This is a genomic window from Serratia sp. M24T3, from assembly GCF_000257645.1.
Lineage (GTDB): Bacteria > Pseudomonadota > Gammaproteobacteria > Enterobacterales > Enterobacteriaceae > Rouxiella.
Window position 1 is genome coordinate 1 of the sequence record NZ_AJHJ01000058.1, and the last position, 13266, is coordinate 13266.

Here is a 13266-nt window from a genome sequence, read left to right on the forward strand (position 1 = left end):
GGAAAATACGCTCGGGCACCTGACGCTTTCGCTCATCGTACGGTAATACGGCCAGCTTACGCCGTTGTTTGCTCTCAATAGTACGTGTACGGCGGCAACGTTCATACTATCGCTTATGGGCTTTTTTTACTGCCATAGCCTCACCGGGTTGTAGAAGGGGTTTGAGGTGAGTAGACCCGCCGGTTACCCGGACGGGCCCCTCCTCAGAACCGGACTTGCGGAACTACCGCATCCGGCTCCCGACAGATCAGTGTCCCCACACATATTCAGCGAGAATGGAACATTGACTGAGTTCTCCATCGCGATGGGTATCCCAGCATTTTGAGGATCAGATCCAGCTTTTCCCATGTCATTGGATGTCGGCCACCTTTACGGTTGAACCACCTGTAGATGATCCGCCTGCTCTGGTAGATGAACTGCCCCACACGTCTTTTGTTATCTGAGATGTCATGGTAATTAATCCATCCACGCACTACCCGGATAACCGTGTTCAGGGTTTGCCTTCTGTTGGCGTTGAGGTTCTTCCACAGGAAGTCTCTCAGGCCATTCAGCTTGGCCGCAAAGCGGTCCTTCCGGCTGGTAAACTTCAGCCGCCAGTACCCTTTGCGCGTTCTACCCCAGTAGCAGGTAAACCCCAGAAAGTTGAACGTCGGAAGACGTTCTCCTCTCTGATTTGCCCTCATCGCCGCCACGTGACCCGCAGCAAGGAGCTGCGATTTGTCTTCGTGAAGTTCGAGGCCAAACCGGCCCAGTCTTTTCGGCAGCGCGCTGTAGAAGCGTTTCGCCTCATGCTGGTACTCGAAGGTAAATACCATATCGTCTGCATACCTGACCATGTCTGCCTTCCCCCTGATATGCGAATGGCTGATTTCAGCAAACCATTCATCTACCACATGGTGAAGGTAGATATTGGCAAGTACCGGGGACAATATGGAACCCTGAGGACAGCCGATATCATTACTGTGTGATTTACCCTCTTCCAGAACCGGTGCGGTTATCAGCACTTCAATCAGTCTGAGAAAACGGCGATCTGATATTTTCTTTCGGAGTAACCCCATCAGCGTACCGTGCGGTATTCGGTTGAAGTATTTCCGGATGTCGATCTCCACAACTGCGCCGTTCCAGTTGCGAAACGTCTGCCGTTGCAGAGCCTGTAATGCCATGTGACAGTTTAACCCCGGTCTGAACCCGTAAGAACAGGGCAGGAACAGCGGCTCGTATATCCTGCTGAGGATGGTGCTGACAGCAAGCTGTACCACCTTGTCTTCCACACAGGATATGGCCAGCGGTCTGCTGCTGCCGTCTTCCTTTGGAATTTCTGTGATCCTGGCCGGGCTGGGGCAGTACGTGCCCCGGCGTAAGCGCTGGAGTAAACCGCTGATATTCTCATCCAGTTGTTCACCCCAGATGGCTTTTGTCACACGATCAATACCGACAGCCTTATTCCCATCCAGATGTCGGAATTGTTCTTTCAACATATTCTGGTCGATGAGGTGTCCAAGATTGCTGAACACGATCGACCTGTCACACGCTGATTTCTCACCTATGCGCTCAAGTTTCGTTAACCATGATTGTCCGTCGTTGCTGGGTACGGTCATTGTTTCTCTCTTACGCTCGATCTATCTGTCAGCCCTTCGCTCCACGGCCATTACCCGCTTCATTGCTACTATGACTGACTCCGACTTCCGGAAATTCGTCTTTGCGGCCTTGTGTTTGGCACTTGTGCCGCAGATACCCTGTTCCTTAGGGAAATTTCCGGATCTCCTGTGTTCCGTCACTTATCTCTGTAAACTCGCTGACGCCTGTGCCCCCGGTGGTTGGTTTCCTTTGGCATATCGCCAGTGTGGCCTCCGGAAACCTGTTGCCTGCCAGCTGAACCATCTGTCGGCTTCCACAATCGCTTCCATTTCGGGGGTATCACGTTCACCATTTGGTTTCGGCTCGGATACTTCGCTGTCAACGCTTCACCTTCCAGGTTACCCGGGAAGGCGCAAGACTCGCTATCCGGTGACGCTGGCTGCGCCTTCCGGAGCAGGACTTTCACCTGCAAGATAAGTGCGGCTTTTCACAGCGCAAAGCCCAATGGAAGGAAACGTACGTTTAGAACGTAACCATATGATTTTATGTCTTTAAAATCATGGTGCTGCCGAACAGATTTGCGTTGATTTAATTATCGAGTTTATTAACATTGGCAGTGCCGATAACAGCATTCCGACAGGCACCAACGGAAAAAGTAAACAAAATCCTCGTTTTCTTTACTCTCCCGGCATGCTTAAAAAATGTACTTACCGTACAGTTTCGTACGGTTGGGCTTCAGACCCCTTACCCCGAAGTAGCATATAGCTCACCTTCAATTGAAATGGTGCGTTGCATGGTCGGGCAGGGGCTGGGCTTTTCTGTGCTGGTGACCCGGCCCTGTTCGGATATGACATACGATGGGCAGCGCTTGGTGCAACTGGATATTGTCGGTGAAATGGCGGCACCAACGTTGATTATCGCTTATCTGCCAAATAATGAACCCACGCGTCCGACGCGGTTATTTATGGATTATTGCCGCCGCGTTGAATTAACTCCGACCGTCAGCAGCCATTAAGTAATTGCTCTACCCGTTGCGGGTAGAGCAAACGCTGATGTAGTTAACGTAATTCAATCCAGGTAGTTTTTAATTTGGTGAACTTATCAAAGGCATGTAAAGATAGGTCGCGACCAAAACCCGATTGCTGATTGCCACCAAAAGGAACGGTCACATCCAGCGCATCAACGGTGTTGACCGACACCGTCCCGGCGTTCAGTTTGCGTGCCACACGATGTGCCTGATTCAGGTCGTCCGACCATACTGATGCAGCAAGGGCATAAATATGATTATTCGCCAGTTCGATGGCTTCCGACTCATCATCAAAGACTTTTACCGCGAGCACCGGACCGAACACTTCATCACGCCATAAGGCATCGTTCTCGCTCTTAATTTCAATCACCGTAGGCTGAATGTAGTTAGTGACCGTTTCGATTTCGCACTGCTCGCCACCGGCACGTAATACACCACCCTGAGCAATGGCGGCCTGAATAAAATTCAACACCTTATCTTTGTGCGCTGTCGAAACCATCGCGCCCATCTTCGCATCGGGGTTAAGCGGATGGTCAGGTTGCCAGCCATGCAACTTCGTGATCAACTTCGCCATAAAGTCGGGATAGATCTTACGTTCAACTAATAATCTGGAGTTGGCTGAACAAACTTCACCCTGATTGAAACAGATACCGAAGGCGGCTTTTTCGGCGGCTAAATCGAGATCCTGACAATTGGCAAAAATAATGTTGGCGCTTTTGCCACCACATTCCAGCCACACCTGTTTCAAATTGGATTGGCCGGAATAGGCCATAAAGGCTTTGCCCACCGAGGTCGAACCGGTAAAGGTAAGCACATCGACATCACTATGCAGACCCAGTGCGGCACCGGCTTCGATCCCCAGCCCGGTAACAACGTTTAACACCCCGGCGGGTAATCCGGCTTCCAGCGCCAGTTCTGCCAGTTTCAGTGCGGTGAAAGGCGAGTTCTCCGAGGGTTTCAGGATCACACTATTTCCGGCCGCCAGGGCCGGACCGATTTTCCAGGCAGCAATATCGAGGGGGAAATTCCACGGCACAATGGCGGCAACCACGCCGATAGGTTCACGGGTAATGGTTGCCAGCGTTCCCGGGCGTGTGGGGGCGACTTCGCCATAGATTTTATCGATACTTTCTGCGTACCAGGCAATCACATGAGCAGCACCCGGCACATCAATGTTATAGGCATCGAGCACCGGTTTCCCCATGCAGACGCTTTCCAACAGCGCCAGTTCTTCCTGGTGCTCCAGCATCAGCTCTGCCAGCCTGAGCAGCACCGCTTTGCGTTGCGCTAACGGGCAACCGGACCAGATGCCAGAGGTAAATGCCTGGCGTGCTGAACGCACCGCTGCGTCAATATCCTCATCCTGGCAAGCGGTCACCTCAGATAGCACCGCATTAGTGGCTGGATTCACCACTGTCAAGGTTTTTTCCGTTTTGGCGAAGTAAGGTTTACCCCCGATAATGGCGCTCGTGCTAAACCGTTGTTTATTCATCAGACCTTGCCAGTAATCACGATTATGCATACGCGTTCTCCTTATTCGTCTCGGTGTCAGCTACCGATGTTCCTTGCAGGATAATGCTTGCCGCACGTTCGCCAATCATAATCGAGGGCGCATTGGTGTTACCACTGATAAGCGTCGGCATAATGGAGGCATCTGCCACACGCAAATTTTCCAAGCCATACACCTTGAGAGTGTCCGGTGCGACAACACTCATTGCATCCCGCCCCATCTTGCATGTGCCAACCGGATGGAAAACCGTGGCGCAATATTCTTTAACGTATTGATGCAGCTGTTCGTCTGTCTGGACATGTTTTCCCGGCAGCATCTCTTCGCCACGCAATGCATTGAACTCCGGCTGAGCCAGAATATTCCTTGCCACTTTTATCCCTTCTACCAGCACGCTGGCGTCATAAGGATCGGCGAGGAAATTAAAATCAATAGCGATCTGCCCATCGCGCTTTAACTGCAACGCACCAATCGATTTCGGACGCAGAACGCAGGTGTGAATCGCATAACCGTGGCCCCATTCAAATAAACGCCCCCGGTGGCTGCGATAACCCGGCACAAAATGGAACTGGATATCGGGTTCATCGTTACTGAGTTTTGTCGTGGCAAAGCCACCTGCTTCAACATAATTGGTGGTTAACCATCCTTTGCGGTGTAATAGATATTTGAAGGGGGATGTCAGGATCGGTTTCCAGGCGGCGAGGGAAAAGCCAAGCGTCATGGGGTTTCTGGAACGCACAGTGACCAGGCCGTCCAGATGGTCCTGAAGATTTTTTCCCACACCGGGAATAGGGTGCACCACCGGGATACCTGCTGCTTCCAGTTCGGCAGCAGGTCCGATTCCCGATTTCATCAGGATGTGCGGCGAACCAATCGAACCTGCCGAGAGAATCACTTCCCGACGACACAGAATTAGCGTGGGTTGATCGCGGCCATGTTCAGTAATACGCACGCCTTTGACCGCTTTGTCTTCAATGATCAACGTTTGCATGGAGCAGTCAGTCATGACGGTCAAATTGCTGCGGCCAATATGGGGATGCAAAAATGCGCGATAGCTTGATAACCGTTTGGCATCCTTTTGCGTGACATTATAAATGCCGACACCCGCCAGAGATTTACCGTTAAAGTCGAGGTTCTCTGTTAACCCGGCGCGCACCGCAGCAGCAACAAACAGTTTTGATACCGGATTGGGGTCGCATGGGTTATCGACGAGTAATTCGCCGCTTAAACCATGATATGCCGGGTCCTGAGACAGCAAATTCTTTTCCGAGCGTTTGAACCAGGGCAGGACATTATTCCAGCTCCAGCCATCACAACCCTGCTGTTCCCAGCGGTCATAATCTGACGGTAACCCACGGATATAAATCATGCTGTTCATGGATGAAGAACCGCCCAGTGCCTTACCGCGTGGGACGTGGATTTTTCGTCCCCCTAAGTTTTTTTGTGGCGTTGAATAAAAGTTCCAGCTGAACTTCTTGCTTTTATACAGGGTGATGGTGCCCGCAGGTGTCTGGATGCGCGGGGTATCATCGCCGCTACCAGCCTCGATAAGGCAGATCGTCAGATCTGCCTGCTCAGCAAGGCGGGCTGCCAGTACTGAACCCGCGGAGCCACCACCAATAATAATGTAGTCATAGGTATTGCTATTGTTCATAGTCATTCCGGTGATTATTTAGCAACAGAGGTTTGCGCAACTGCCTGAGTACGGCAGAGGAAATAATAAACAGGCGAGACGATGGCTAAACCAATAATCCAGGAGATGTCGGCACCACCTAACATATTTGAAGCCGGGCCGGTATAGATGGCGGTAGACATAAATGGAATTTCGACCACGATACCCAGCAGATAACAAAAAACGGCTTTCGAATTGAAGTAACCGTATATCCCACCGTCACGGCGGAAGAATGACGCAACATCATAATTACCGTGGGCCACCAGATAGTAATCAACCAGGTTAATTGCCGTCCACGGCACTAGCACATACAGCAGCATCAGAATAAAGTTGGTGTAATTGACTAGGAAGTTTTCCTGACCATAGATGGCAATCAAGACTTCGATGAGAATGGTGACAATCGAAACCACAATGCGGGCGCCAGAAAGTGGCGACCACTTAGGCAGGAATGTCTGGCCAAGCGTCAGGGTGCAGAGCACACCGCAATAGAGGTTCATTGCATTGGTCGCGGCAATGCCTAAGGCAAACACAATAATTACGGTAGAGGATAATCCGCCGGTCATATTCACAATGCCGGTGATTAAATCACCATCGACGATGCAAATAGAAACCAGGATGCCGAGAATCATCGGGAACAATGAACCCAGTACGCATCCCAAGTAACTACACCAGAAGACACTTTTTTCGCTGATATCTTTTGGCATGTAGCGGGAATAATCGGATACATAAGGCGCGTAGGCCAATTGCCATAACGCGGCGATAGAAATGGCACCGAGGAATCCGCTGAGATTAAAGCCATTACGCGCGAGAAAATCAGTCGGCAGACCGTGCACGAAAACAATCCACGCAAAGGCCGCGAGCAAAATAATACCAGATACCCACGACATCACCTTGGTGTAAGCATGAATCAGGTTATACCCGAAGGCACAGGCCACCAAGCTGAGTACCGCAGAAACCAGGATGCCGGTATCCGTAGAAACCGGTGCGTAGATGGCGTGCAGTGACTGACCGCCCAGCACCAGGTTCGATGCCAGAAAGCCGATATACATAATGACGACTAACGCCACCACCAGTACGGAACCATAAGAACCAAACTGGCCGCGAGTTTGAACCATTTGCGGTACACCTAATTGTGGCCCTTGCGCGGAATGCAGTGCCATAAACAGCCCACCGGCAAGGTTACCAATCAATACGGCGATGGTGGCCCACATAAAAGATAGGTGGAAAATACTCACCGCGAGGGCACCGGTAATCACGGTGAGCAACATAATGTTTGAACCAAACCAGATGGTAAAAAGATCCCGTGGCTTGCCATGACGTTCATTAGCGGGGATAGGCTGGATGGTGCTCAACTCTATGGTGGTTGCAACAGCATTATCTTTTGGGTTGTTTGTCATCATAGTTATCTCAACAAAGTCATTTGCAGGCTTGCCGCATGGCTGCGACTATAACCACCCAAAAAATGGGAGGGGTGAAAATAACACTAATGAGATGTTGCAACAGTTGGCTATGGAGAGAAATGAAGAAAAATATAGCCAACTAATATAAAAAAAAGATGCAATCTGGGGTTCTACGCCGGAACCCCAGAAATTTCGGTTCTGTCGCATTAAGCGGCTCATCAGGTAACATGCTTTTTTTTTGTGATGTTGCCTACCCATGTCCCTGACCCGAAACGCCTTCAGACGCCTGCATTATCCCGCTGACGTTATTACCCAGTGCGTATGGTATCTGACTTATTCCCTCAGCCTGCGAAATCTGGAAGAGATGATGGCCGAGCGTGGCGTGGTGGTTGACCATTCCACGCTTCATCGCGGGGTTATCCGCCTGGTGCCGCAGGTGTACAAGGCCTTCCGCCGGCATAAACGTCGCACGGGACGCCGGTGGCAAATGGATGAAACCTACATCAAAGTCAGAGGCCAGTGGAAATATCTGTACCGGGTCGTTGATATCAGCCGCTTCCATCCCGCCATATTTCGCCTTCCAGTTGTAATAGCTGGCTTCAGAAATAGCGGCCTCGCGACACACATCTTTGACGGTCCTGCCCGCTTCGACTGATTTCAGGACGGCGATGATCTGGTGCTCGGTGAATCGGATCTTACGCATAGCGATCTCCTCAGGTGACATAAACAGTATGTCGGAAGATCTCTAAAAGTGAATGGGCCGTTTTGTTGGGATACTTACACTGGCATTTTTTTGTCTTCAGTAACGCCTGGATTAAATTTATGCTGGCATCATGTGGCGTAAGGGGTCATCCGATTCCAGTGGCCTGCCTAGTAATATTTAACCATTGAGTGAACGTGCTTCACTTCACCATCAGATGTTATTCCGCTTCCTAGACAAGAGAGACTCGCCGCTTTGCGGCTCGCTAATCTTGTCTTGCAGCGAGCTGTGGGGCTTAGGAGATATTTTCAGTCGTATAGCCAGTCCCTTATGATGATAAAGGCGGCTTGGCAGCTTAGAAGTACTGACCTGCGCGCCCTTGTCGTGATTCGACGTTAAACCAAGTAGTTTTCTATATCGTTGAGCAGGGTTTCAAGCTCTTCGCGCGTTTTCGATGTTTCTTCCACCGCGCGGTCGATAACGCGTGCTTTAAGAAAAAAATCGAGCGCCATGTTGGTGTCACTCACGATCTGCTTGAGAGTGATTTTCTGAGCTGGATTTTCTTTTCTCTGTGCTTTCATCTGCATCTCTAGAGAAGAAAAAACGCCGTCTGCTGTCGTGTTGTGGCTTAAGGCGGTGACGAGCATGTGAAGTGTGAATTGCATTAATTATCCTTGTTTCATTATTTTTTAAATTCTGATTTTGGATTTTATTTTTAAGTTATCTATAAATACAGTTAAATATTAATGTCGATGCAATAGATTATAGTTTTTTATTCTTAGGAGTTTTGCGATTGTATTTATATATGTTTTTGATATTTAGTCATTAATGGCTTGTGCGAGGTCAAAGGGATTGAAGTGAGGCGGGCGTTACGGAAAGGTCAGGCAGAATCATTTTATTTTGGGCATCCCCTGGGCGAGATGCGTCTGGTGAGCAGAGTCTTTAAAAGATAAGACCTTTCAATAACATGAAAGACTACCTCATCAATAACTTTGCAACAGTGCCGTTAAAAGTCAGTTTTCGTAACCTATGACCAGCCCCCAGGATCAGATACAACGCTCAGGGGAGTATTTATCATGCCGGAATTCTGTTACTGAATGGAGCAGAATCTTGGGGTAGGGTCAGTGTACTCGTCCTGAAAATTTTTTTTAATCTCTCAAAATACTATTAAAATGGATTATTATAGTATCCATTAGATATTATTTTACTATTAATATGATTGTATTTATCACATCTGAAATACATAGCGGTTACTTTCATAATGAAGGCGGTCACTTTCATAACATCTGGTATAAGGGATGCTGCTTTCATAATACGCTCCTTTCACTTGTACGCTATTCGTACATAAATGGAAAAAGGCGAAGACAGTTTTACTGATATTTATGAAAGTGACCGCTTAATTCAAGGTTTTTATGAAAGCAACCGCCTTTCCTGCAAACATTTATGAAAGTGACCACTTTTAAGAAGTTGCTAATCCAAGCTTTGGTGAACGAGTATGGATTATGAACATGATCTCCCTCCCCTTTTTCGTCTCAGTGTAGTCTATGTAGCCGATTTTCTTCAAATCAGTCATAGCCCTGCGGATCGTAGCGTTCTGGTCTTTTACCTGTGATTCCATAGCAAGACGCTCCCTGAGACGTTTCATTGAAACAAACAAGGTAGATGGTGGCATGCTCTCAAAGTACACATACAGGGACTGGGCAGCTTCTTTACGGGATAACTCAGAAAGGGCTTTTAACCCAAGCAAAACCTTGTGGTCGTATCTGTAAAGCTCCCAAAGACTTGGATCCCCGACAATTTCAACCAGATCTGCGTCCATATCTAATACCGCACGTTGAACTAGATGCGTCACCAGTGAGCGCTTGCCGTCTTTGCTGCGAAATGCCAGCGTCACAGTTGATAAGTTGAATAGAGAGTCGCTGAGGCGCGTTCTGGCGCGTCCGTTGATATCTGTCGGCTTCAAACCACACATACGTGCAAACTCAGAGAACGGTAAGGTTATCTTTTCACTAGAATAACCGTATTTTGAAAAGGCAGAGATGATCCCTATCCACGTTTTGAAATCCGTGGACATACCGAGCTTTGCGCCCTGAATCTTAATATTTATATACCCTTCTTGCCTGGCGACCTCTAAGCTGGAAAGTTCGTCTGACGCATCAATCAGAAATTCCCGTTTCCCCTTTTCCTTTGGTGAAACAGGGGTAAACACGCTTAATCTGAGCAGAGCAACCGGCTGGACTGTTTTGCTGCTGTTCGGGGTCAGTTCATAAGCTGTGCCTGAATCTTTCTTGATTATCGCGAATGGACTTTCTGGTGGATTGATATCATTAGAGTTTTCCATTTATCCACACCGTATTTGAAATTTGAGAAATATTTATGAAAGTAACCGCCTAATGGTTATGAAAATAACCGCCTTTATTATGAAAGTAAACGCTAAATTTATGAAAGCAACCGCTTTTTTTATGAAAGTGACCGCTCGGAGTGCCAATTTAATCAATATTTTCAATAGAATACGAAGCTGGTGATCTTTTTTTCTTTAATATGATCTAATTATGATCTTAAGAATTGTAATATCAGGTGTATATGTGGATAACTTATTGATACCGAAGAAGCTGGCATGATCCAGTCTTCATGGCTGATTACACTATCGGAACCTTATCTCCTTCAATCACCATCTTTCATTGCAGTAATGCCCACAATTCTCACTGTGGGCATAACAGAAACCGTCGATATCAGGAAACAAAGTTAACTGGCGTACATCAAAGCTATCTTCAAGGATCCTTAAACAGACGCTTTTCATTTCAGGAGTAAGACCAATGGTCAGAAATGCGCCCTTCTCTTTTTCAAACGCCAGACAACTGATAACAATCCCTCCTTCTCTAACAAGCTTGTCCCAAATATTTCGTTGTACCCTCTTTCTTCCAGGTGTCCTTCAAGACCAAGAATAGTATTTGAATGCCATCCTAATAAAATGCCAGTTTTGTCAGTTTACGACCTGCAGGCAAACCATAAAGCCACCAACATATTTCTCGATACATCGTCAGCCTTGTTGCAGCACTATGATACTGAAGCTTTGCCAGTAGCTCAAAGTCACTCAACCTTTTACCGTTCTCATAGCCATAACCCTGATGCCAGGCATTGAGCAGGAGATCTCTTTAATAGTCAGGCATTGTCTGCTCTGAAGGTACATCTTCCCAGCGTCTTACTTTCAAGAGACGACGATATGCGGAACTGTGTATAGGCCAGCTTACATCGGCCTGCCCTCTCCATATGTATACACTTCGTCTGTCCCCCGAATGGCCTTCAATGATTTCCAGAATTTTGTTAAATTTATCTGGTATGTATATTTCACCAAACAACGGAGTCTGAGTTTTATGCACTTGATTAACTATTATTAAAACTCCAAAAAACAATCAATATAATATTAAAATAATATCATGTAGCATGTTAAAAGAAATGGATTAGAATCAGGCGCCACTAATCCTTCTTCCCACCTATCATTGCACCTTCATTTAGTACGTGTCTGATACCTATGTTGATCAGGGCTGCGCGAGAAAGCCCCAGCTCTTCTGCTTTTTGGTCTAACTGATTAAGGATATCAGGGCTGATAGTCAACGTGATTTGTTGTTTTTTCCCTTTGATAACACCTTTCTTTTTAGCTGACAGGCCATCTGGAGCACCTTCGATGAAAGCATCTAGTTTTACATTGGCTTCATCTGTTTTTCTTGGTGGTTTAGTAATTGTCATTTCATATCACCTTAATACTAATATGATGTTTTATTGATTGTTAAATAGAATGTTTATGAGGGTGGTAAGTTCCAGATTGGCTTTAGCATCTTGAGGCCTATATTCAAAGACGCACTGACCAGAACCCGCGGCATTGGAGAATGCTTTACGGCCAACAATGTGGTCAGGGATAAATTCAAGCTCCGGATAATCGGTAAAGACGGCCGCAGCTTCTCTGTTATCTATTGAGTTACGATTTGCATCTGCAACGTTAATGACTGAGTAAGCTTTCAACCCGTCACGCACACTACGAGCTTCTGTTATTAGGTCTGAAATGTCCTGCAAAGCCCATACATCAAAACTTCCAGGACGGTAAGGAACCAACAGGACGTCAGTTAAAACGAGCGCTGCACGCAATGCAGTTGAGTCCCTGCCGCCGGCATCAATGATGACATCATCATATTTTGCTTTTTGCTGCATTAGCTGCGAGCGCAGGATTGGACCATCTGCATAAGCTGAGCATGCAATACCTGGTTGGATTTCATTTTGTGCTCTTATGCTGATCGCTGTCTGTGCGGTCTCCTGGCGGTCAGCATCGATAAGTAAAACATCCCTGCCCTGCATGGCCCTGGCAGCTGCAATATTTACAGCGAGTGTTGTCTTACCCACTCCGCCTTTAGTATTCCCTACTGTTAGAATCATGTTTTTTTACCCTTATTTTAATAGTAAAATGCTGTGTTTGTAATGTGCATATAGTAGCAGGAAACCTTTACTGTTAACCAGTTTTTTGCCATGTACTTCATGAAAAGTGATACTTTGTTAATATTAAATTGATTGTTATACGATGCTTTATTGATTGTATTACGATAGGAGTCTAAGTATATAGGAAACCTATTGGTTTGAAGCTCCGCAATAGTTAAGCGCTTTGGGTACAAGAGGCTTCACGTGCCTTAGCCTTATATTGCGGAGCGGGGAAATCTCATTTCTCCGAAGGCTGTTATTGCGTTGTTGGTAACATGTCAATGTACACTCTTCTTCGTCAGCCCTAAAAATGCACATGGTCGGTGTTTTGCTGTATGTGAGTATCGCAGCTAAAAGATTAGGGCGAGTCCGCCCCTCTGCAAAAGTACTAATAATTAGCAGATATAAACATTGAACCATCTGAGCTGGGGAAGTGAACAAAGACTGTATGCTGAGGAATATGATAAACATCATGTTAAATTTTTATAAAATTATTATGATTGTTTTTTGATATTAAAATAATTAATTTTTAATTGTTTTTTGAGTCGTTTAGCGTATCGATGCTATTGGTAAATCCGCCCATCAGGTCGTATAAGGGGTCAGTTTGGATATCGAAAATTATTGTATGTTTTGACTGAATCCTCACACTTTAATCCCTCTTTCTTTGGCCAATACGCCTCGTGCTTTGGCCGTAATGTCGGGGAAATTACCGCTCTGCTCCACTTTCATATCAATTCTCCCGCCGTATGTTTCAGCTCAACGTCATAGGGCACTTGCCGGAATATCGAGCAAACTGCGCCCTGTAACATTTGGATGATGATTGCCTATAGTTCTCCTTCAAAGGCTTATACCCAACTGATTTTTGAGATTGAGCACAAATACCGTCTCCTTAACCCATCATTTTAAGAGCAGCGT

10 protein-coding genes and 3 pseudogenes are annotated in these 13266 nt (G+C 47.0%); 3 read left to right on the forward strand and 10 right to left on the reverse strand.

Translation table 11 applies throughout. From position 1 onward, the window contains the following. Positions 1 to 266: 266 nt before the first annotated feature. Entirely contained in the window at positions 267 to 1598 is a 1332-nt protein-coding gene (gene ltrA / locus SPM24T3_RS23425; RefSeq protein ID WP_009639327.1) for a group II intron reverse transcriptase/maturase, read from the reverse strand. A 596-nt stretch (positions 1599 to 2194) separates the two neighbouring features. On the opposite strand from ltrA, the gene SPM24T3_RS24400 reads away from it, so the two are divergent. Continuing rightward, complete coding sequence (locus SPM24T3_RS24400) at positions 2195 to 2593, forward strand: LysR substrate-binding domain-containing protein (RefSeq protein ID WP_255346536.1); 399 nt, start codon at positions 2195 to 2197, stop codon at positions 2591 to 2593. Between the two features lie 43 nt (positions 2594 to 2636). Here SPM24T3_RS24400 and SPM24T3_RS23435 read toward each other — a convergent pair whose 3' ends face one another. Genes SPM24T3_RS23435 through SPM24T3_RS23445 form a run of 3 tightly spaced genes read right to left on the reverse strand, consistent with a single transcriptional unit; the run spans position 2637 to position 7184 of the window. Next, positions 2637 to 4127, reverse strand: a complete 1491-nt coding sequence (locus SPM24T3_RS23435; RefSeq protein ID WP_009639329.1) for an aldehyde dehydrogenase — start codon at positions 4125 to 4127, stop codon at positions 2637 to 2639. Continuing rightward, a complete protein-coding gene (locus tag SPM24T3_RS23440) occupies positions 4120 to 5766 on the reverse strand; it encodes a GMC family oxidoreductase (RefSeq protein WP_009639330.1) in 1647 nt (548 codons plus the stop codon). Before SPM24T3_RS23440 ends, SPM24T3_RS23435 begins: the two co-directional genes overlap by 8 nt. Positions 5767 to 5780: 14 nt before the next feature. Further along, positions 5781 to 7184: a cytosine permease gene (locus tag SPM24T3_RS23445; protein ID WP_009639331.1), complete on the reverse strand. Its 1404-nt coding sequence runs from the start codon at positions 7182 to 7184 to the stop codon at positions 5781 to 5783. A gap of 256 nt (positions 7185 to 7440) precedes the next feature. Between SPM24T3_RS23445 and SPM24T3_RS24995 the strand changes: the two are divergent. Then, positions 7441 to 7731, forward strand: a pseudogene (locus tag SPM24T3_RS24995) (DDE-type integrase/transposase/recombinase); the annotation flags it as partial. Here the strand turns inward: SPM24T3_RS24995 and SPM24T3_RS23450 are convergent. Then, positions 7729 to 7887 (reverse strand): annotated as a pseudogene (locus tag SPM24T3_RS23450) (transposase); the annotation flags it as partial. The pseudogenes SPM24T3_RS24995 and SPM24T3_RS23450 sit on opposite strands and share 3 nt — an antisense overlap. 392 nt (positions 7888 to 8279) lie before the next feature. After that, the gene (locus tag SPM24T3_RS23455) at positions 8280 to 8549 is read right to left on the reverse strand and encodes a hypothetical protein (RefSeq protein WP_009639333.1); all 270 of its coding nucleotides are present in this window, start codon (positions 8547 to 8549) and stop codon (positions 8280 to 8282) included. 177 nt (positions 8550 to 8726) lie between these two features. Here SPM24T3_RS23455 and SPM24T3_RS25645 point away from each other — a divergent pair. Continuing rightward, positions 8727 to 8837 (forward strand): annotated as a pseudogene (locus SPM24T3_RS25645) (IS6 family transposase); the annotation flags it as partial. Between the two features lie 214 nt (positions 8838 to 9051). Here SPM24T3_RS25645 and SPM24T3_RS26010 read toward each other — a convergent pair. The 4 genes from SPM24T3_RS26010 to SPM24T3_RS23470 form a co-directional block, all read right to left on the reverse strand. Next, on the reverse strand, positions 9052 to 9195 hold the full coding sequence (locus tag SPM24T3_RS26010; RefSeq protein WP_237713137.1) for a hypothetical protein: 144 nt from the start codon (positions 9193 to 9195) through the stop codon (positions 9052 to 9054). Positions 9196 to 9343: 148 nt separating this feature from the next. Then, a complete protein-coding gene (locus tag SPM24T3_RS23460; RefSeq protein ID WP_009639334.1) occupies positions 9344 to 10225 on the reverse strand; it encodes a RepB family plasmid replication initiator protein in 882 nt (293 codons plus the stop codon). Between the two features lie 1136 nt (positions 10226 to 11361). Further along, the gene (locus tag SPM24T3_RS23465) at positions 11362 to 11631 is read right to left on the reverse strand and encodes a CopG family transcriptional regulator (protein WP_009639335.1); all 270 of its coding nucleotides are present in this window, start codon (positions 11629 to 11631) and stop codon (positions 11362 to 11364) included. Between the two features lie 30 nt (positions 11632 to 11661). Further along, positions 11662 to 12312: an AAA family ATPase gene (locus tag SPM24T3_RS23470; RefSeq protein ID WP_009639336.1), complete on the reverse strand. Its 651-nt coding sequence runs from the start codon at positions 12310 to 12312 to the stop codon at positions 11662 to 11664. Between the last annotated feature and the right edge of the window lie 954 nt (positions 12313 to 13266).